Below are 17,467 nucleotides of genomic sequence, written 5' to 3' on the forward strand. Positions count from 1 at the left end.
CCCTGCCCGCGGCCGCGTGGCGGGCTAGCCCCGGGCTTTCAGGTAGCCGTGCATGCCCAGCCAGCGCACGTAGCTGTCGAACCAGCCGGTGCTGGTGGTGGGCTTCGGATACATGCCGAATCCGTGACCGCCCTGTTCGAACAGGTGGAACTCCACCGGACGCCCGGCCTTGCGCCAGTTGTCGATCAGCCCGTAGCCGGCGCTGGCGAAGAATGGATCGTCGGCAGCCAGCGCGACGAACAGCGGCGGCGCATCCGCCGGCACGGCGACCGCCGACAGCGGGCCGTAGATATTGCCGATGAAGGCCGGCTTCGCATCCTGGCCGTGCAACGCTGTCGACATCGTCAACATGGCGCCGGCGGAAAAGCCGAGCATGCCGATGCGGTCGGTATCGACATGCCACGCGCCGGCGCGCGAACGCACCAGCGCGAATGCGGCGCGGGCATCGACGATCTGGGGCGCATAAGTGGCGGCGGGGTCCTGCGGTGCCGGCGGCCGCTTCGCCGTCGCCGAGAACATTTCCGCCATCGAACGCTCGAATCCGGCCATGTCCGGCGGGGTCTGGTTCAGGCGGTACTTGAGCACGAATGCCGCCACGCCCCGGTCGGCCAGTGCCTGTGCGACATCCCAGCCTTCGTTGTTCATCGACAGCGTGCGGAAGCCGCCGCCCGGTGCCACGATTACCGCCGCGCCGGTTGCCTTCCCCGCCGGCGGCAGGAACGGCGTCAGCGTGGCGATGGTGACGTTGCGCGCGAACACGCTGCCATACTGGCTGTGCCAGCTCTCCGGCGCCGCCCCGCCCGGCAGCGGGCCCGTGCCGAGGGTGATCGCCGCCGCCTGGTGCGGGGTCGCGATCGGCACCATCCTGTCGCTCTGCGCCATCGCAGGCGAAGCCATCGCCCATGCCAGCGCCATGGCTCCCGCTACCGATCTCGCCATCGCATGCACGGCGCCCGGTCCATCCAACCGTCCTGGGTTCATCCTTGTCTCCTTTGTTTTTTGAATTGGCATCCGCCAAAGCGCCGCCGATGACAAAGATAGCGCAAACATTTATGGTACGGCGATGTTAGTGACAATGTTGTAGACAAGGCACAGCATGCGTCCGGGCCATCGACGATCACCGCGCTGGAATGAAATCGTTGTCATAGAGTGAAAGCAAAATTTCCCGGTCGGCGGATCCCGCCACTGACGTATCGATTTCGTTATCACAACAATCGAAAAATTGATTGGCTTTGGCGGGGATTTCTTCTATCGTCCTAAGGTAGCGTTATCAGCCAATGCGGAAAACAGTGGAATTCCATGCGGACGTTGCGCTGGGCATTGTCGATGCGGAAAATACGCCGGGCGGGGGTGACAGGGCGATATTCGCAAGGCGAGACTACGGTGCGGACGCGTCTTCCGATATGATGTCGCCGTTTCAGCATCACCTGCGCAGCGAAAATCATGGAAAGCCAGAACAACAGAAAACGGATACGCTGGACTCCGCGCCCGCGTACCCGGCCCGGACTTCACGTCAAGACAGAAAAACTGCCGTTCCAGCGGCCGGTCATCCCGCACCACGCGTTCACGGCAAGCGCCATCATGGCCGCCGAACGCATCGACGTGCGGGCGATCGCCGAATTCGAGATCATTGCAAAGTCGCCCTTCCTGGTCAGGCTGGGCCACGGCGGTATTGCCGCGATCTTCCGATACGGGGCGCTCGTGCTGTTCAACGCTTCGGCCGAGGAAAAGGCCCGCCTGCTGGAAACGATCGCCGCGCACTCGGCCGGTCCCGGCGACATCGGCGCGGAAGAAGCCACCATGATTCACGTGAATCCCGAGGACGAGGAAGGTCCATCGGGGCCATACATCAACATCAAGAACGCGGACCGCCTGCGCCTGCAGCTCATTGCCGAGGTCATGGCAAAGGCCACGATGCTGTCGTTCCAGGAACGCCGGGCCGCGCGCGATTTCGACCTGAGCGAGCCACTGGCGCGCGACCTGGCCGAGGATGGGCGCTTCTCCGCGAAGCCTTCCGAGCTGCTGAAGGCGGTCGGCAACATGCTGCTTGCCGATAACCGGCTGAACGGCCGGGCCGGTGTTCTCGACCGCCCCGACCTGTTGTGGGATAACCCGGGGCTTTCGGGGATGTATGCGCGGCTGGAAGGCGACTACGAACTGCACGACCGTGCGGCGGCACTGGACCGCAAGCTCACCACGCTGGCGCATACCTCGGAAACGCTGGTCGACACGATGCGCTATCACAGCTCGCATCGGCTGGAAGTGGCGATCCTGCTGCTCATCTTCGTGGAGCTGTGCCTGGGGCTTTACGGGCATTTCGGCCATTGACCGGCAGTTGCGCCTGCCGGTAAAAAAAATCCGGCAGCGCTGCATCCGATCGGCCGCCTCGCGCGTAGTACAAGTTCCAACATTGCCGACCCGGCAGCTGTTGAGCTTACAACTACCGAGGACAGACCATGAACACACCACGCCATTCCACGCTTGCCCTTGCCGTTTCCATCGCGCTGACCCTGGCCGCCTGTGGCGGCAGCAGCAACCATAACGATACCGGCACCCCGATGCCGACGCCGACGCCGGGCGTGCCGGTGGCCCCGGGCGATGTCTTCGCCCTGACCGCCGGCAACAGGCTGATCTCGTTCAACCGCGATACGCCGGCCACGGTGCGCACCACCGCCACGGTCTCCGGACTGCAGGGCGGCGAGAACCTGCTCGGCATCGATTACCGGCCGGCGGATGGCAAGCTGTATGGCGTGGGTTCGACGGGCCGCCTGTATACGATCGACACCGAGAGCGGCATGGCAACGCTGAAATCGACGCTGGCGGCCGATGCGGCCGACACGACCGCGCCATTCACGGCGCTGGCCGGCACGGACTTCGGCGTGGACTTCAACCCGGTCGCGGACCGGCTGCGCATCGTGAGCAACACGGGCCAGAGCCTGCGCATCAACGTCGACACCGGCGCCACGACCACGGATGGCGCGATCAACGGCGGCGCCGCGACGACGCAGGTCACCGCATCGGCCTATACGAATTCGTTCGCCGGCACCGGCACCACCACGCTGTATGCGCTCGACACCGTCACCGACACGCTGTACATCCAGAATCCGCCGAACAACGGCACGCTGGCCACGCCGGCACCGCTGGGCATCGACGCCGGCAGCGCCAACGGCTTCGACATCGATGCACGCACCAACATGGGCTACGTGATCGCCACCGTGGGCGGCGCGCGCAACCTGTACAGCATCAACCTGGCGGCGACCTCGAACGCGGCCACGCTGGTGGGCGCGGTGGGCGGCACGGAAGACATCCGCGGCATCGCGCTGCGCCCCGCCGCCGCGCCGGTGGTGCACGGCCTGACCGACGACAACCGCCTGGTCGGCTTCAAGGTAACCACGCCGAACACGATCGACACCACCGTGGCCGTCACGGGCCTGGGCGGCGGCGAAACGCTGCTGGGCATCGATTACCGGCCGAAGGATGGCCTGCTGTATGGCATCACTTCCACGGCGCGCATCGTCACGATCGACCCCGCGACGGGCGTCGCCACCGCGAAGGCCACGCTGATGGCCGATGCCGCCGATACCACGGCGCCCTACACGGCGATTGCGGGCACCGCCTTCGCCGTGGACTTCAACCCGGTGGCGGACCGCCTGCGCGTGATCGGCAACGGGGGCCAGAGCCTGCGCATCAACGTGGACACGGGCGCGACGACGACCGACGGCGCCATCAACCGCGCCAGCGGCGCGGCCACGGTCACGGCCGCCGCGTACAACAACAGCATCGCCGGCGCGGCGACGACGATCCTGTACGACCTGGACAGCGCCACCGACGTGCTGGCGATGCAGACGCCGCCGAACGACGGTACGCTGGTGGATGTGGGCCGGCTGGGCGTGGATGCCGCCGGCGACGGCGGCTTCGATATCGCCGGCGGCGGCAACGGGCTGGTGCTGGCGGCGCTGCGCACGTCGGCCGGCGGCGCAAGCACGCTGTACCGGATCGATTTGCTGTCGGGCGCGGCGACGCCGGTCAATGGCGCGGCAACGCCGGCCACGTCGGTGATCGGCAATGGCATTCCGGGGCTGCGCGATATCGCCATCGCGATCAAGTAAGCAGCCCGCGGGCCGCGCCTACATCACCTTGACGGCGCGGCCGATGTACAGGATCGGTCCGGTCGGGCGGCCGATCGGCGAGCCCTGCTCCGGTTCCAGCGTGATCTCGAACAGCTGGTTCGGCTGCAGCGGCGGCAGTTTATCCAGGCGCACATTCACGGCCTTGCCCGGTGTGACGAGGCCCAGCGAGACCGGCCCCTTCCAGCCATCGGCCTTGGTCCACAGCTGCAGCGCGCGCTGCGCCGGCACGGCCGTCCTCACCAGCGGTTCGAGGCGGATCGTGTTCGAACCGGTGGCGCGGATCACCCAGCCCGGCGCCGCCGTCGAAGGCGTGGCCAGCACCACCATGTAGCCCGGTGCTTCCGGCGCCTGCATGCGCACGCCCACCACCACCGCCATGATCGCGGCGGCCGCGAACCCGCCGGCGGCCAGGCCGCGCCACAGGTCGAGCTTGTTCCACCAGCCGGTTTTCGGCGCCTGGCCGCGCGCAGGCGCCGCTGCCTGTGCCTGCACCGTGCTGCGTTCGATACGCTGCCACAGCGCCGCGGAAGGTTCGACCGGTCCGGCAAGGCTGGTCAGCGGCAGCAGCCGCTCTTCCCAGTACCGGACGGCGGTGCGCAATGCCGGGTCATCGGGCAGCGCCCGCTCGACCTCGCGCCGCCTGTCGGCCGACAGCGTGCCGAGCACGTATTCGCCGGCCAGTTCGTAAGGATCGCGGACCGGGCTCATACCATGCACTCCCGCAGAGCGCTCAGGCCGCGCTTGATCCATGCCTTGACGGTGCCCAGCGGCGACTTCAGCCGCTCGGCGATTTCACTGTGCGAGCAGCCATCCACATAGGCATACAGGATGCTGTTGCGCTTGGCGGCATCGAGCTGGGTCAGGCAGTGCTCCAGCCGGCCGAGATCCTGCCGCAGCTCGAACGCATCGGCGATCGAAGCCGCGCCATCGGCATCGAGCGCTTCCAGCGTTTCCTCGTCGTCGACCAGTACTTCACGCGAGCCGCTGCGGATCGCGTCGAGCGCCTGGTAGCGCACGATCGTGTAGATCCAGCCGCGGCCCGCGCCACGCGCCGCATCGAAGGTGCCGGCTTTCGTCCAGATGCTGACGAAGGCATCGTGCACCACGTCTTCCGCGGCCTGCCGGTCGCGCACGATGCGCAGCGCCACGCCCAGCAGCCGCGGCGCCTCCTGGTCGTACAGGTTGCGCAGCGCCTGCCGGTCGCCGCGCGCACAGGCGCGCAGCGCGGCTTCGTAGTCGAATTGGTCGGATGCGATGGGCACGGTAGTCCGTCGTCAGGTGGCGGGCGAACCATGGCCCGGGTGTGGGCGATTATATATGGATGAGGCAGGCCGGTGCGCACTCAACCGGATTCGACTACCTATCCGATAGTAATTGTCGGAAACCTTTACAAGGAGACCTGAAGTTACAGCACCCGTAAAAATGCATTGTCGATTTATTGAGAAAGATCAATCCGTTAGCGCTTACCCATTGAATTGGCACATGTCTTGCCTAGTGCTGCCCTGGGTGTCCTGATTGTTCAACGATAAATGGAGTAACAATGCACAAGTTCAAGAAAATAGTCGTGGCTGCTGCCATGACCATCGCGGCCAGCGCCACGGCGGCCCCGATCACCGTCGGCGGTGTAACGTGGGATCCGGATTATCCTCTCGATTTCGCCTCCTCGTCCGTGCAACTGCATCAGTTCGTCGCACCGGACGGCTCCGTCAGCGGCTTCGGGATCGTGTCGACGATGAACGGCTATTCGCAAGACCAGTTCTGCCCGGGATGCGAGCTGACAATCGTCTACGGCGGCTATAACTTGATCGGTTCGGCTGGCAATACCAACCTGTTCACCGGCGGGTACATCAACATCTACCGCAATGACGGCCCTTCGACGATCGATCCCAACGACCCATTGACAATGAATGCGGGCAATACCGGCATTGGCGAACTCTGGCTCAGTCTCAGCGGCCATACCTACAACGGCACGACACTTCTCGGCACGCTCAACGCGCTGAATCCGCCCAATGGCAGCGGCCTGGGCCAGCTCGATGTCGCCGGCGGCGTGGCCGCGGCCTACTTCGACACGAACCAGCAAATCGACGGAGCGGACGTGGCGTTCTCGTCGAGTTTCACGCAACCGTATCCCGGTTCCAGCGGCATCGAACATATCGTAGGCACCGGCAACCTGTTCGGCCAGACCATCGTACCGGTCCCTGAACCCGGGTCGCTCGCGCTCATGGGACTGGGGCTGGCGGGACTGGCGGCAATGCGCCGCCGCAGGCAGTAACGGGCGCCGGCGCGGAGAGCGCCGGCGCGGGGCCGGATTTCAGGCGAACTTCGTGAAGTCCGGCTTGCGCTTTTCAAAGAAGGCCGTGAAGGCTTCATTCGCCTCGGCGCCCTGCAGCATCTCGAAGAACAGCTTGCTCTCCTCGGCGATGATCGCCTCCAGCTGCGCCTTGCGCGAAGCCGTCATCAGCCGCTTGGTGGTGCGGATCGACGCGGCCGGCAGCGCCACCAGCTTGGCGGCCTGCGCGCGGGCATGTTCCAGCACGTCGGCGGCCGGCAGCACCTTCGACACGATGCCCATGTCATATGCCTCCTGCGCGGTGAACGGCTCGCCCAGCATCAGCTTCTCGGCGGCGCGCGCGTGGCCGCCGGCCAGCGGCATCAGCAGCGACGAACCGAATTCCGGGCACAGGCCCAGCTGCGTGAACGGCACGGAGAACTTCGTGCCGTCGGCCGCGTAGACCAGGTCGCAGTGCATCAGCAGCGTGGTGCCGATGCCGATGGCCAGGCCGCTGACGGCGGCCACCACCGGCTTGGCCGAGCCGGACAGCGCGCGCATGAACTGGAACACCGGGCGGTCGCCGAACGCCACGCCGTCGTTGGCGCGGGTGGTCTTCATGAAATCTTCCAGGTCGTTGCCGGCCGTGAAGGCTTCCGGCTTGCCTGCCAGCAGGATCGCGCGCACTTCAGGGTCGTCCTGGGCGGCGTTGATCGCATCGGCCAGCGACTGGTACATGCTGGAGGTGATCGCGTTCTTGCGCTCGATACGGTTGAACTCAAGCGTGAGGATGCCGTTTGCCTTGGTGACTTCGATTGCCATGTCTGTTTTCCTTTGTTTCGATGATGACGGCGCGATGAGGACTGTGCGATGACGGCGGCGCAATGATGAAGGGCGCCGGGATTGTGTCCGCGGCGCCCTTTTCAATTCAGCCAGCCGTGTGGATTACACGCGCTCGATGATCCCGGCCGCGCCCATGCCGGCACCCACGCACATCGTGACCATGCCGTACTTCAGGTTGTTGCGGCGCAGGGCGTGCACGACGGTCGCGGCGCGGATGGCACCGGTTGCGCCGAGCGGATGGCCCAGCGCGATCGCGCCGCCCATCGGGTTCACCTTGCTCGTATCAAGATTCAGGTCGCGGATCACGGCCAGCGCCTGCGCCGCGAACGCTTCGTTCAGTTCGATCCAGTCCAGCTGGTCCTGGGTGATGCCGGCGGCGGCCAGCGCCGCGGGAATCGCCACCTTCGGGCCGATGCCCATGATTTCCGGCGGTACGCCGCGCACGGCGAACGACGAGAACTTGGCCAGCGGGGTCAGGTTGTGCTCGCGCAGGATCTTTTCGGAGACGACGATCAGCGCGCCGGCGCCGTCGGACATCTGCGACGACGTGGCGGCCGTCACGGTGCCCTTGGCGGCGAACACCGGCTTGAGCTTGCCCATCGATTCCATCGACGCATCGGCGCGCGGGCCTTCGTCGTTCTCGACCAGGCGTTTCGAGACCTTGATCTCGCCGGTGCGCAGGTCCGGCGTGCGGGTGACGGCTTCCACCGCGGTGATCTCGTCCCTGAACAGGCCGGCCTGCTGGGCGGCGATGGCGCGGCGGTGCGATTCCAGGCCGAACGCATCCTGGTCTTCGCGGGAGATCTTCCACTGCTTGGCCACGTTCTCGGCCGTCAGGCCCATGCCGTACGCCAGGCCCACGTTCTCGTCCCTGAACGTTTCCATATTAATGGAGGGGTGGTGGCCCATCATCGGCACCATCGACATCGATTCGACGCCGCCGGCGATCATCACATCGGCTTCGCCGACGCGGATGCGGTCCGCCGCCATCGCCAGCGCGGTGATGCCCGATGCGCAGTAGCGGTTGACGGTGACGCCGCCCACGGTGTTCGGCAGGCCGGCCAGCACCACGGCGTTACGGGCCACGTTGAAGCCCTGCTCCGCTTCCGGGAACGAGCAGCCGATGATCGCGTCGATGATCAGCGCCGGGTCCAGGTTCGGCACGGCGGCCATGGCGCCGCGGATCGCGTGCACCAGCAGGTCGTCCGGGCGGGTCTTGTTGAACACGCCGCGCGGCGCCTTGCCGATCGGGGTGCGGGTCGCGGCGACGATGTATGCGTCTTGAAGTTGTTTGCTCATGTCATTTTTCCTTGATGTAGCCGCGGTTTAGTTGCGCACCGGTTTGCCGGTCTGCAGCATGCCCATGATCCGCTCCTGCGATTTCGGGTTGTTCAGCAGCTCGAGGAATGCCTTGCGTTCCATGTCCAGCAGCCACTGCTCGCTGACCACGCTGCCCTGGTCGATGTCGCCGCCGCTCACGATCTCGGCGATCATGTCGCCCAGCTTGTAGTCGTGCGCGGAGATGAAGCCGCCGTCGCGCATGTTCACCAGCTGGCCGCGGATCGTGGCCCAGCCGTAGCGGCCGGTCACGGTCACCGGGCGCTGCAGCGGCGCGCGGTAGCCGGCATCGAACATCGAACGCGCGGTGACTTTCGCCACGTGCAGCAGTTCATACGGGTTGAAGACGATGATGTCGTCTTCCTTCAGGTAACCCATCGCCTTCGCTTCCAGCGCGGATTTCGACACGTTCGCGGTGGCCGCGTTCATGAAGCCCGTTTTCAGGAATTGCAGGATGTCGTTGCCCTTGGCTTCCTTGAAGGCGCGCACGGCCGCCTCTTTCAGGCCGCCGCCGGCCGGGATCAGGCCCACGCCCACTTCCACCAGGCCGATGTACGACTCGATCGACGCCACGCGGCGCGATGCATGCAGCGCCAGCTCGCAGCCGCCGCCCAGTGCCAGGCCGGCCACCGCGGCAACGACAGGCACGTTCGAATACTTCATCGCCATGAACGTGTTCTGCAGGTCGCGGATCAGCGGATCGAGCGCCTTGGCGCCACCGGCCATGAAGGCCGGCAGGGCCGACTGCAGGTCGGCGCCGGCGGAGAACGCGCCGCCTTCGGCCGCATCGGTACCCCAGATCACCAGGCCCTTGAAGTTCTTCTCGGCTTCGGCGAGACCGCGCTTCAGGCCGTCGATGACGCCCTGGCCGATCACGTGCATCTTGGTCTTCAGCGAGATCACCAGCACGTCGTCGCCGGCGTGCCACAGGCGCACGTCATTGTCTTCGAACACGGTGGTGCCGGCTTTCGACGGATCGGCATCGCCGGAGCCCAGTACCGGTGCGCGGAATGCCTGGCGTTCATAGACGGCCAGGTCCGAACGCGGCACGTAGCTGCCGGACTTGGCGGAGTACGAACCTTCCGGCGTGTGCACGCCCTTCTCGATGACTTTTTCGTCGAACACCCAGGCCGGCAGCGGCGCATCGGTCAGCGCCTTGCCTTCTTCGATATCCTGCTTGACCCACTCGGCGATCTGCTTCCAGCCGGCGGCCTGCCACGTTTCGAACGGGCCCACTTTCCAGCCGAAGCCCCAGCGCATCGCGAAGTCCACGTCGCGCGCGTTGTCGGCGATCGTGTCCAGGTGATAGGCGATGTAGTGGAACGCGTCGCGGAAGATCGCCCACAGGAACTGGCCTTGCGGGTTGGTCGATTCGCGCAGCGCCTTGAACTTCTTGACCGGGTCCTTTTCCTTCAGGATGCGGGCGATGATGTCGGCGGCCTTGCCGCCGCCGGCCACGTATTCGCCGGTGGCCGTGTCCAGGCGCAGGATGTCCTTGCCCACTTTCTTGTAGAAGCCGCCGCCGGTCTTCTGGCCCAGCGCGCCCTTCTCGATCAGCTTCGCGAGAACGTCAGGCGTCTTGTACACGCCGAAGAACGGATCGTCTTTCAGGTTGTCCTGCATCGTCCTGATCACGTGGCCCATCGTGTCCAGGCCCACCACGTCCGCGGTGCGGAACGTGCCGGACTTGGCGCGTCCCAGCTTGGAACCGGTCAGGTCGTCGACCACGTCCACCGACAGGCCGAACTTCTCGGCTTCGTGGATCGTGGCCAGCATGCCGAAGATGCCAACGCGGTTGGCGATGAAGTTCGGCGTGTCTTTCGCGCGAACCACGCCCTTGCCCAGCGCGGACGTCAGGAACGTTTCCAGCTGGTCCAGGATTTCCGGGCGCGTTGCCGCGGTCGGGATCAGTTCCACCAGGTGCATGTAGCGCGGCGGGTTGAAGAAGTGCACGCCGCAGAAGCGCGCCTTCAGTTCCGCGTCGAAGCCTTCGGCCAGCTGCTCGATCGGCAGGCCGGACGTGTTCGAGGCGAAGATCGCGTTGGCGCCGATGTGCGGAGCCACTTTCTTGTACAGGTCGTGCTTCCAGTCCAGGCGCTCGGCGATCGCTTCGATGATCAGGTCGCAATCGGCCAGCTGGTCCAGGTTGTCTTCGTAGTTGGCCACCTGGATCAGCGACGCGTCTTCCTTGTCGCCCAGCGGTGCCGGCGACAGCTTTTTCAGGTTCTCGATGGCGCGCAGGACGATAGAATTCTTGCCTGGACCGCCGGAGGCATGCTCCGGCTTGGCAGGCAGGTCGAACAGCACGACCTGCACCTTGGCGTTCACGCAGTGGGCGGCGATCTGCGCGCCCATCACGCCGGCGCCCAGAACGGCGACTTTTTTCACACTGAAGTTTGTCATTTCTATCCCTTGGTCTGTTAGAACAGGTCGGCGTCCAGCGCCATCAGGTTCGATGCGCCCGAGCGTGCCTGGCGGATCAGCATTGCGGTTTCCGGATACAGGCGGCCGAAGTAGAAGCGCGCGGTCTGCAGCTTGGCTTCGTAGAACTTGTCGCCCGAATCCTTCTTCTCCAGCGCGATCTTGGCCATCTGGGCGAAGAAGTAGGAGAACACCAGGTGGCCGGCAACGCGCAGGTAAGGCACGGCGGCGGCGCCCACTTCGTCCTGGTTCTGGAAGGCCTTCATGCCGATTTCCATCGTCAGCTTGGTGAGTTTCTCGCCCAGGTCGCCCAGCGGGGTGACGAATTCGGACATCGCTTCATCGGTGCCGTTGTCTTCGACGAACGCGCGGATCTTCTCGCCGAACTTGCGCAGCTTCGAGCCGTTGTCCATCAGGATCTTGCGGCCCAGCAGGTCGAGCGACTGGATGGTGTTCGTGCCTTCGTAGATCATGTTGATGCGGGCATCGCGCACATACTGCTCCATGCCCCATTCGGAGATGTAGCCGTGGCCGCCGAACACCTGCATCGCTTCGGAGGTGGCGATCCAGCCGTTGTCGGTGATGAAGGCTTTCACGATCGGGGTCAGCAGCGCCACTTCGTCGCCGGCTTCCTTGCGCACTTCCTCGTCGGGGTGGTTCAGTTCGCGGTCGATCTGCAGGGCCACGTAGCTGGTCAGCGCGCGGGCGCCTTCGGCGAACGCTTTCGCCGTCAGCAGCATGCGGCGCACGTCCGGGTGCACGATGATCGGGTCGGCTGGCTTTTCAGGGGCCTTGGCGCCGGACAGCGAGCGCATCTGCAGGCGGTCTTTCGCGTAGACCAGCGCGTTCTGGTACGCCACTTCGGTCAGGCCCAGCGACTGCATGCCCACGCCCAGGCGGGCCGCGTTCATGAACACGAACATGGCGTTCAGGCCCTTGTTCGGCTGGCCGATGATCCAGCCTTTCGCGCCGTCCAGGTTCATCTGGCAGGTGGAGTTGCCGTGGATGCCCATCTTTTCTTCGATGGCGCCGCAGAAGATCGGGTTGCGCTCGCCGATGCCGCCATCGGCCGTGGGCAGGAACTTCGGCACCAGGAACAGCGAGATGCCTTTCGAGCCTTCCGGTGCGTCCGGCACGCGGGCCAGCACCAGGTGCAGGATGTTTTCGGACATGTCGTGCTCGCCGGCCGAGATGAAGATCTTGTTGCCGGTGATGGTCCAGGAGCCGTCGTCGTTCGGCAGCGCCTTCGAGCGCAGCAGGCCCAGGTCGGTGCCGCAGTGCGGCTCGGTCAGGCACATCGTGCCGGTCCACTCGCCGGACACCAGTTTCGGCAGGTAGGTCTTCTTCTGCTCGTCGGTGCCGTGTTCCTTCAGGCACTCGTACGCGCCATGCGACAGGCCCGGGTACATCGTCCATGCCTGGTTCGACGAGTTCAGCATCTCGTAGAACGAATTGTTCAGCACCACCGGCAGGCCCTGGCCGCCGTATTCGGGATCGCATGCCAGCGCCGCCCAGCCGCCTTTTACGTACTGCTTGTACGCTTCCTTGTAGCCCTTCGGCGTGGTCACGGTCTGCGCCGCGGCGTCGTGGTGGCAGCCTTCGCGGTCGCCGGAGTGGTTCAGCGGGAACAGCACTTCGGACGTGAACTTCGCGCCTTCTTCCAGCACCGCGTTGATGATGTCGGCATCGGTTTCGGCGTGGGCCGGCAGTTCCTTGAGCTGCTCTTCAACCTTCAGGAACTCATGCAGAACGAATTGCATATCCCGGATTGGCGCGACGTATTGACCCATGTTTATCTCCTGCGACTAACGCTTTGTGTGATTGGTTGCCGGCCTTGCGGGCCGGCGATTGATATGACTGTTAATGCAAAACCGGTGAATCAGGACTGATAACTTTCGACCAGGCGGTTGAAGCCCACCGTGGCCCGCTCGACCGCCCCGGGAATGCGCAGGAAGCGGGCATCGTGATGCACGGCCAGGATCAGGCCATACATCTCGTACACCAGTTGCTGCGCATCCGTGTCCGCCTTCAGGTGGCCGCATTCGATCGCCTGCTGCGTGGCGCGCAGCAGCGCTCCCTGCCAGGCGCCGACCATCGTCACCAGCGCCTCGCGGATCGGGCCCGGACGGTCGTCATACTCGACGGCGCCGCTGATGTAGATGCAGCCGGATGCGATCTCGACCGATACGCGCTTGACCCAGTGCGCGAACATCGTCTTCAGGCGTGGCAGGCCGCGCGCTTCCTTGATGCTGGGGTAAAACACTTCTTGTTCGAAACGGCGGTGGTAGAGCTTCAGCACTTCCAGCTGTAAATCTTCACGCGAGCCAAAGTGGGCGAATACGCCGGATTTACTCATGTTCATCCGGTCCGCCAGCAGGCCGATGGTCAGCCCTTCCAGCCCATCGCGGCTGGCAAGGTCCAACGCCACGTCGAGGATGGCGGCGCGGGTCATTTCGCCCTTGCGCATGAATTTTGTCGAGGTGTTAATGGCTAAAGTGCTCACTTTGGCATCCGGCTTCGGGAGAGATAGGAACTCCGATTCTCCCTCGGCACATTTGCTTCGTGTGAAAAAAATTACGAACGCTCGTACTATTATCCAGGGCCGGATAAATGTCAAACGGGATCGTTAGAGGTGGCGTTCTATTTTGCACCCGGCGTTGCGCGCGGGGGTTGACAGGGGATTTGGCGATGGAAGAACGAGTTGGCATTACCGCTACAGGTGCGCCGGCGGCACACCGGTGTCAGACGCCATTTCCGGGGAAATTCACCCCGGAAATGGTGCCGGACACCTGGCTTTCTTGCATCACGGGTGCTTATTCGCCGTGGTTGAAGCGTTCGTGCTCGCGCCGGTCACGCTTCGTCGGGCGCCCCTTGATGTCGGCCGCCGGTTCATGGAACAGCTTGCGCCGCTCCGATTCCTTGACGCGCCGGGCGATCGATTCCTCGCTTTCCTCGTACAGCGTGCGGGCGATCGGCGCGCCCTGCCGCTGGTCGGAGAGCCCGACCACGAGAATGTCCCACTCGTCCGAGCCATTGTCGATATGGAGCTTTTCGCCAAGCTTGACGAGACGCGCCGGCTTCACCCGGTCGCCGTTGACCTTGACCTTGCCGCTGTCGATCGCGTCGATGGCCAGGTTGCGCGTCTTGAAGAAGCGGGCGGCCCACAGCCATTTGTCGATCCTTACGTTATCCATTGCTTATCAATCCTTCCTTCTTCAAGCGTACTTTCCCGGCGCAAAAATGCGCATCAGCGTGCGGTACACCACGTAGGCGATCTCGTAGCCGATGCGGCGGAAGTGGCCGACGTGTTCGTATTCGTGGGCATGGATTTCCACGCCTTCGGTGATCGCCACCTCGATCTGCCCCCGCAGGCTCTTGGCAAAGGCGGCATCCTTGATCACGACATTCGCTTCCTGGTTCAGGAACAGGCTCAATCCGTCCACGTTGGAAGAACCGACCGTGGCCCATTCATCGTCGATGACGGCCACCTTCGCGTGGAGCTGGGTCTTGTGATATTCCACCAGCCGCACTCCGGACGCAAGCAGCTTCGGATAAAACGAGTGCGCCACCGCATCCTGCAGCCAGTGTTCGCCCACGCCGATCAGCAGGATCACCTCGACGCCCCGCTGCGCCGTCTGCGACAGCGCGCGCCGGAACTTGCGGCCCGGCGCGAAGTACGGGTTCGCCAGCAGCACGCTCTTCTTCGCGCGCCCCAGCGCTTTCAGGTAGGCTTTCTGGATGGTATGGCGGTTGCGCAGGTTGTCGCGCACCACGAAGCCGGCCTGCACGGTGGTGCTGGCTTCGACGGCGGCCTGGTTGGCGCGCCGCGTTTCCTTGTACAGGCCGATCCGCTCCGTCAGCGGCATCTTGCCCAGGCGCCGCCATTGGGCCACGGCTTCGCGGTGGATGCTCGCCACCAGCGGCCCCTTCACCGCCACGGCGAAATCCCAGCGGGGTGCCGAAAGGCTGATGTTGTGGTCGTAGTCGCAGAACATGTCGTCGTTGATGTTGATGCCGCCCACGAAGGCGATGCAGCGGTCGACGACGCAGATCTTGCGGTGCGTGCGCGTGATGCCGCGCCTGAACCATGGATTGAAGATACGGTGCTCGACCCCCGCCGCGAGCGCCTGCGCATGCATGCGCTGCACCCGCCCGGCGCCCGTGCCGAACCAGTCGGTGATCATGCGCACCGTAACGCCCCTCTGCGCCGCCCGCATCAGCGCGGCCAGCACGGCCTGCCCCGTTTCATCGTCCGCGAAGATATAGGTCTCGAAATAGACGTCGTACTGCGCGGCATCGATTGCTTCCATCAGTGCCGGGAAGAATTCGGTGCCGCAGTGCAGGAGTTTCACTTCGTTGTCGGCGATGAAATCGACGGATCGCATAACGCTATAGCAGTTTCAGGGTAGCGACGAGCGGCGCGTGATCCGACAGTTTCGCCCAGATCGGGCCATGCAGGACCTGCGCCGATTCTACCTCGAAGCCGCGCACGTAGATACGATCCAGGCGGAAGAAAGGCAAGGCGGATGGGAAGGTGCGGGCCGGACGAAGCGCCGACTGCCTCCGGGCCAGGGTACGGACCAGGTCGCCCAGGCTGGAGCCCGCGCCGACTTCGTCGAAGACCTCGACCACTCCCAGCGCCTTGCGCAGTTTGGCGCTCAGCGTGTTGCGCCAGTCGTTGAAATCGCCGGCGATGATCACCGGCTCGTTATTGGGTGCGGACAGCTTGACCGCTTCGATCAGCGCCTCCACCTGCCGCACGCGGCTGCGTTCGAACAGGCCGAGGTGGATCACGTAGCAATGCACATTCCCTTTCGGCGTTTCGACGACCGAATGCAGGATGCCGCGCGCTTCGTACGCATGGTCGGAAACATCGGTGTTCGTCCATTTCGCGATCGGATAGGCCGACAGCAGCGCGTTGCCATGGTGACCATGGTCGTACTGCGCATTCAGCCCATAGACGGACTGGTGCGATTCGCCCGCGAAGAATTCGTGCTGGCCGCCTCCCGGCCAGTGCTTGGCGCCGTGATGCTCCTCGCCGAAGCGGGCGGCAATCCGGTCATGCTGGCCCTGCACTTCCTGCAGGAAGATCAGGTCGGCTTCGAAAGCCGCGATGGCCTGCTTGAGCGCCAGCACCCGCGGCTTGCTGCGGTAGGAAACGCCCTTGTGGATATTGTAGGTGGCGACTTTGATCTTCATGAAACCATTCTAGCCCCAACCGTGTTCTTTGATCGCGGGCAATCGTGCGCGAGGGACACGATTGGGCACGCCGGGCCGCCGATCCCCCCAGTGTACTCCGACATCGGGCCTTCCTGCCCAGCCTGATGCAATTGTGTACCCTGCGCACATAAAATTGCTGCCGATCGCCGGGCAATCGCCTATAGTCTGATCAACAGAGGAACCTTCAGGTTCCCATGACAACCGATGTGAAAGGGAGATGATATGGCGATCGGGACTTTCTGCACGACTCTCTGCACTGCCCTGGCCACGCTGGCGGCAGTCCCTGCATGGGCTTCCGGGCCCGCGCCAGCTCCGCACGCGGCAATTGCCGCCACCACGGGCGACGCATACCGCAATCTCGTCACACCCCGGCAGTTCGCCGAACGCACGGTGCTCGATACCACGACATTCGACCTGGCCGGCAGGCCGGCCATGCTGGTGCCGCCAGCGCTGCCGGGCACCGACGGCAGCGCCGATCCGGTAACGCAATTCTGGCAGACGGCTACCGGCGGCACGGCGTCGCACCCTTACGGCCCGGAAGAACTCCAGCCTGCGCCGGAAACCGGCAACCTGCCGCTGCTCGGCGCGGCCGCCATTGCGCTGCTGGTGGCGCAGTTGCGGCGATCGCGCTGGCCCACGGTGTAACGATCCCGGTGTAACAGCCTCGGTCAGCGGCCCAGCACCCGGGGAAGCTGCAGCAGCGCTTCGGCATTCGACGCGCTGAAGCACTTGTCCGCCGCCTCGAGATGGGGCAGCCACACATAGGCGGTGTGCTCGCGCGGCGCCAGCGTGACGGGAATGTCGCGCGGCACTTCCACGCTGAACACGTGCTCGGTGTTGTGCGTCACGCCGGGCGCATAGCGGTGGCGCCAGACCGGGTAGATTTCGTACACGTTCGACAGGTGCCAGTCGCGCAGCGCAATGCGTTCGCCATCGGCCGCGATGCCGGTTTCCTCGAACAGTTCGCGGGCGGCGGTCGCGAGCAGGGGCTCGTCCACGGCGTCCAGCGAGCCGGTCACCGACTGCCAGAAACCAGGATTGCCGGCGCGTTCGATCAACAGCACCTGCAGGTCGGCCGTGTGGATGACGACCAGGACGGATTCGGGGATTTTGTGAGTTTTTTGCATATTTCCGGCAAATCAGGCGGAAAAAAAGGCGCCAGAGCGCCTTAGGATATACAACGTTGAGGGACCTCGAGAAACCGTAGCGAGCGGCGTCAGGTCTGGTCGAGACGCGCAGCCGTATG

At 64.7% G+C, this 17,467-nt stretch carries 16 protein-coding genes; 4 read left to right on the forward strand and 12 right to left on the reverse strand.

Annotated elements, in window-relative coordinates:
- Window positions 1-24 precede the first annotated feature (24 nt).
- Window positions 25-981 carry an alpha/beta hydrolase gene (locus GJV26_RS10880; protein ID WP_155708835.1) on the reverse strand — a complete coding sequence of 319 codons (957 nt, stop codon included), beginning with the start codon at window positions 979-981 and terminating at the stop codon, window positions 25-27.
- A 600-nt stretch (window positions 982-1,581) separates the two neighbouring features.
- Between GJV26_RS10880 and GJV26_RS10885 the strand changes: the two genes are divergently transcribed.
- Together GJV26_RS10885 and GJV26_RS10890 are read left to right on the forward strand one after the other, a co-directional pair.
- On the forward strand, window positions 1,582-2,328 hold the full coding sequence (locus GJV26_RS10885) for an RMD1 family protein (protein ID WP_173346181.1): 747 nt from the start codon (window positions 1,582-1,584) through the stop codon (window positions 2,326-2,328).
- Between the two features lie 128 nt (window positions 2,329-2,456).
- Complete coding sequence (locus GJV26_RS10890; RefSeq protein ID WP_155708837.1) at window positions 2,457-4,109, forward strand: DUF4394 domain-containing protein; 1,653 nt, start codon at window positions 2,457-2,459, stop codon at window positions 4,107-4,109.
- Window positions 4,110-4,127: 18 nt separating this feature from the next.
- On the opposite strand, the gene GJV26_RS10895 is transcribed toward GJV26_RS10890, so the two are convergent.
- On the reverse strand, window positions 4,128-4,838 hold the full coding sequence (locus GJV26_RS10895; RefSeq protein ID WP_155708838.1) for an anti-sigma factor: 711 nt from the start codon (window positions 4,836-4,838) through the stop codon (window positions 4,128-4,130).
- The gene (locus GJV26_RS10900; protein ID WP_189441796.1) at window positions 4,835-5,392 is read right to left on the reverse strand and encodes a sigma-70 family RNA polymerase sigma factor; all 558 of its coding nucleotides are present in this window, start codon (window positions 5,390-5,392) and stop codon (window positions 4,835-4,837) included. The genes GJV26_RS10895 and GJV26_RS10900 overlap by 4 nt, the downstream gene beginning before the upstream one ends.
- 278 nt (window positions 5,393-5,670) lie before the next feature.
- On the opposite strand from GJV26_RS10900, the gene GJV26_RS30205 reads away from it, so the two are divergent.
- The gene (locus GJV26_RS30205) at window positions 5,671-6,402 is read left to right on the forward strand and encodes a PEP-CTERM sorting domain-containing protein (protein WP_229419261.1); all 732 of its coding nucleotides are present in this window, start codon (window positions 5,671-5,673) and stop codon (window positions 6,400-6,402) included.
- Window positions 6,403-6,441: 39 nt separating this feature from the next.
- Here GJV26_RS30205 and GJV26_RS10910 read toward each other — a convergent pair whose 3' ends face one another.
- From GJV26_RS10910 to GJV26_RS10945, 8 genes are all read right to left on the reverse strand, one after another.
- Window positions 6,442-7,221 (reverse strand): enoyl-CoA hydratase, encoded by a 780-nt coding sequence (locus GJV26_RS10910; RefSeq protein WP_155708839.1) that lies wholly within the window; start codon window positions 7,219-7,221, stop codon window positions 6,442-6,444.
- Window positions 7,222-7,344: 123 nt separating this feature from the next.
- Window positions 7,345-8,541 (reverse strand): acetyl-CoA C-acyltransferase, encoded by a 1,197-nt coding sequence (locus GJV26_RS10915; protein ID WP_155708840.1) that lies wholly within the window; start codon window positions 8,539-8,541, stop codon window positions 7,345-7,347.
- Window positions 8,542-8,568: 27 nt separating this feature from the next.
- Window positions 8,569-10,983 (reverse strand): 3-hydroxyacyl-CoA dehydrogenase/enoyl-CoA hydratase family protein, encoded by a 2,415-nt coding sequence (locus GJV26_RS10920; RefSeq protein ID WP_155708841.1) that lies wholly within the window; start codon window positions 10,981-10,983, stop codon window positions 8,569-8,571.
- Window positions 10,984-11,000: 17 nt separating this feature from the next.
- The gene (locus GJV26_RS10925) at window positions 11,001-12,791 is read right to left on the reverse strand and encodes an acyl-CoA dehydrogenase C-terminal domain-containing protein (RefSeq protein ID WP_155708842.1); all 1,791 of its coding nucleotides are present in this window, start codon (window positions 12,789-12,791) and stop codon (window positions 11,001-11,003) included.
- Window positions 12,792-12,880: 89 nt separating this feature from the next.
- Window positions 12,881-13,468: a TetR/AcrR family transcriptional regulator gene (locus GJV26_RS10930; RefSeq protein ID WP_155708843.1), complete on the reverse strand. Its 588-nt coding sequence runs from the start codon at window positions 13,466-13,468 to the stop codon at window positions 12,881-12,883.
- 346 nt (window positions 13,469-13,814) lie between these two features.
- Window positions 13,815-14,195, reverse strand: coding sequence for an RNA-binding S4 domain-containing protein (locus GJV26_RS10935; protein WP_155708844.1), 381 nt, complete (start codon window positions 14,193-14,195; stop codon window positions 13,815-13,817).
- A 21-nt stretch (window positions 14,196-14,216) separates the two neighbouring features.
- Window positions 14,217-15,386, reverse strand: coding sequence for a cardiolipin synthase ClsB (gene clsB / locus GJV26_RS10940; protein WP_155708845.1), 1,170 nt, complete (start codon window positions 15,384-15,386; stop codon window positions 14,217-14,219).
- A gap of 4 nt (window positions 15,387-15,390) precedes the next feature.
- On the reverse strand, window positions 15,391-16,200 hold the full coding sequence (locus GJV26_RS10945; RefSeq protein ID WP_155708846.1) for an endonuclease/exonuclease/phosphatase family protein: 810 nt from the start codon (window positions 16,198-16,200) through the stop codon (window positions 15,391-15,393).
- A 243-nt stretch (window positions 16,201-16,443) separates the two neighbouring features.
- Here GJV26_RS10945 and GJV26_RS10950 point away from each other — a divergent pair, with 243 nt between their 5' ends.
- Window positions 16,444-16,866, forward strand: a complete 423-nt coding sequence (locus GJV26_RS10950; RefSeq protein ID WP_155708847.1) for a hypothetical protein — start codon at window positions 16,444-16,446, stop codon at window positions 16,864-16,866.
- 23 nt (window positions 16,867-16,889) lie between these two features.
- Here the strand turns inward: GJV26_RS10950 and nudB are convergent, their stop codons facing one another.
- Window positions 16,890-17,348 carry a dihydroneopterin triphosphate diphosphatase gene (nudB, locus tag GJV26_RS10955; RefSeq protein WP_155708848.1) on the reverse strand — a complete coding sequence of 153 codons (459 nt, stop codon included), beginning with the start codon at window positions 17,346-17,348 and terminating at the stop codon, window positions 16,890-16,892.
- Between the last annotated feature and the right edge of the window lie 119 nt (window positions 17,349-17,467).

This window comes from Pseudoduganella dura, from assembly GCF_009727155.1.
Lineage (GTDB): Bacteria > Pseudomonadota > Gammaproteobacteria > Burkholderiales > Burkholderiaceae_D > Rugamonas > Rugamonas dura.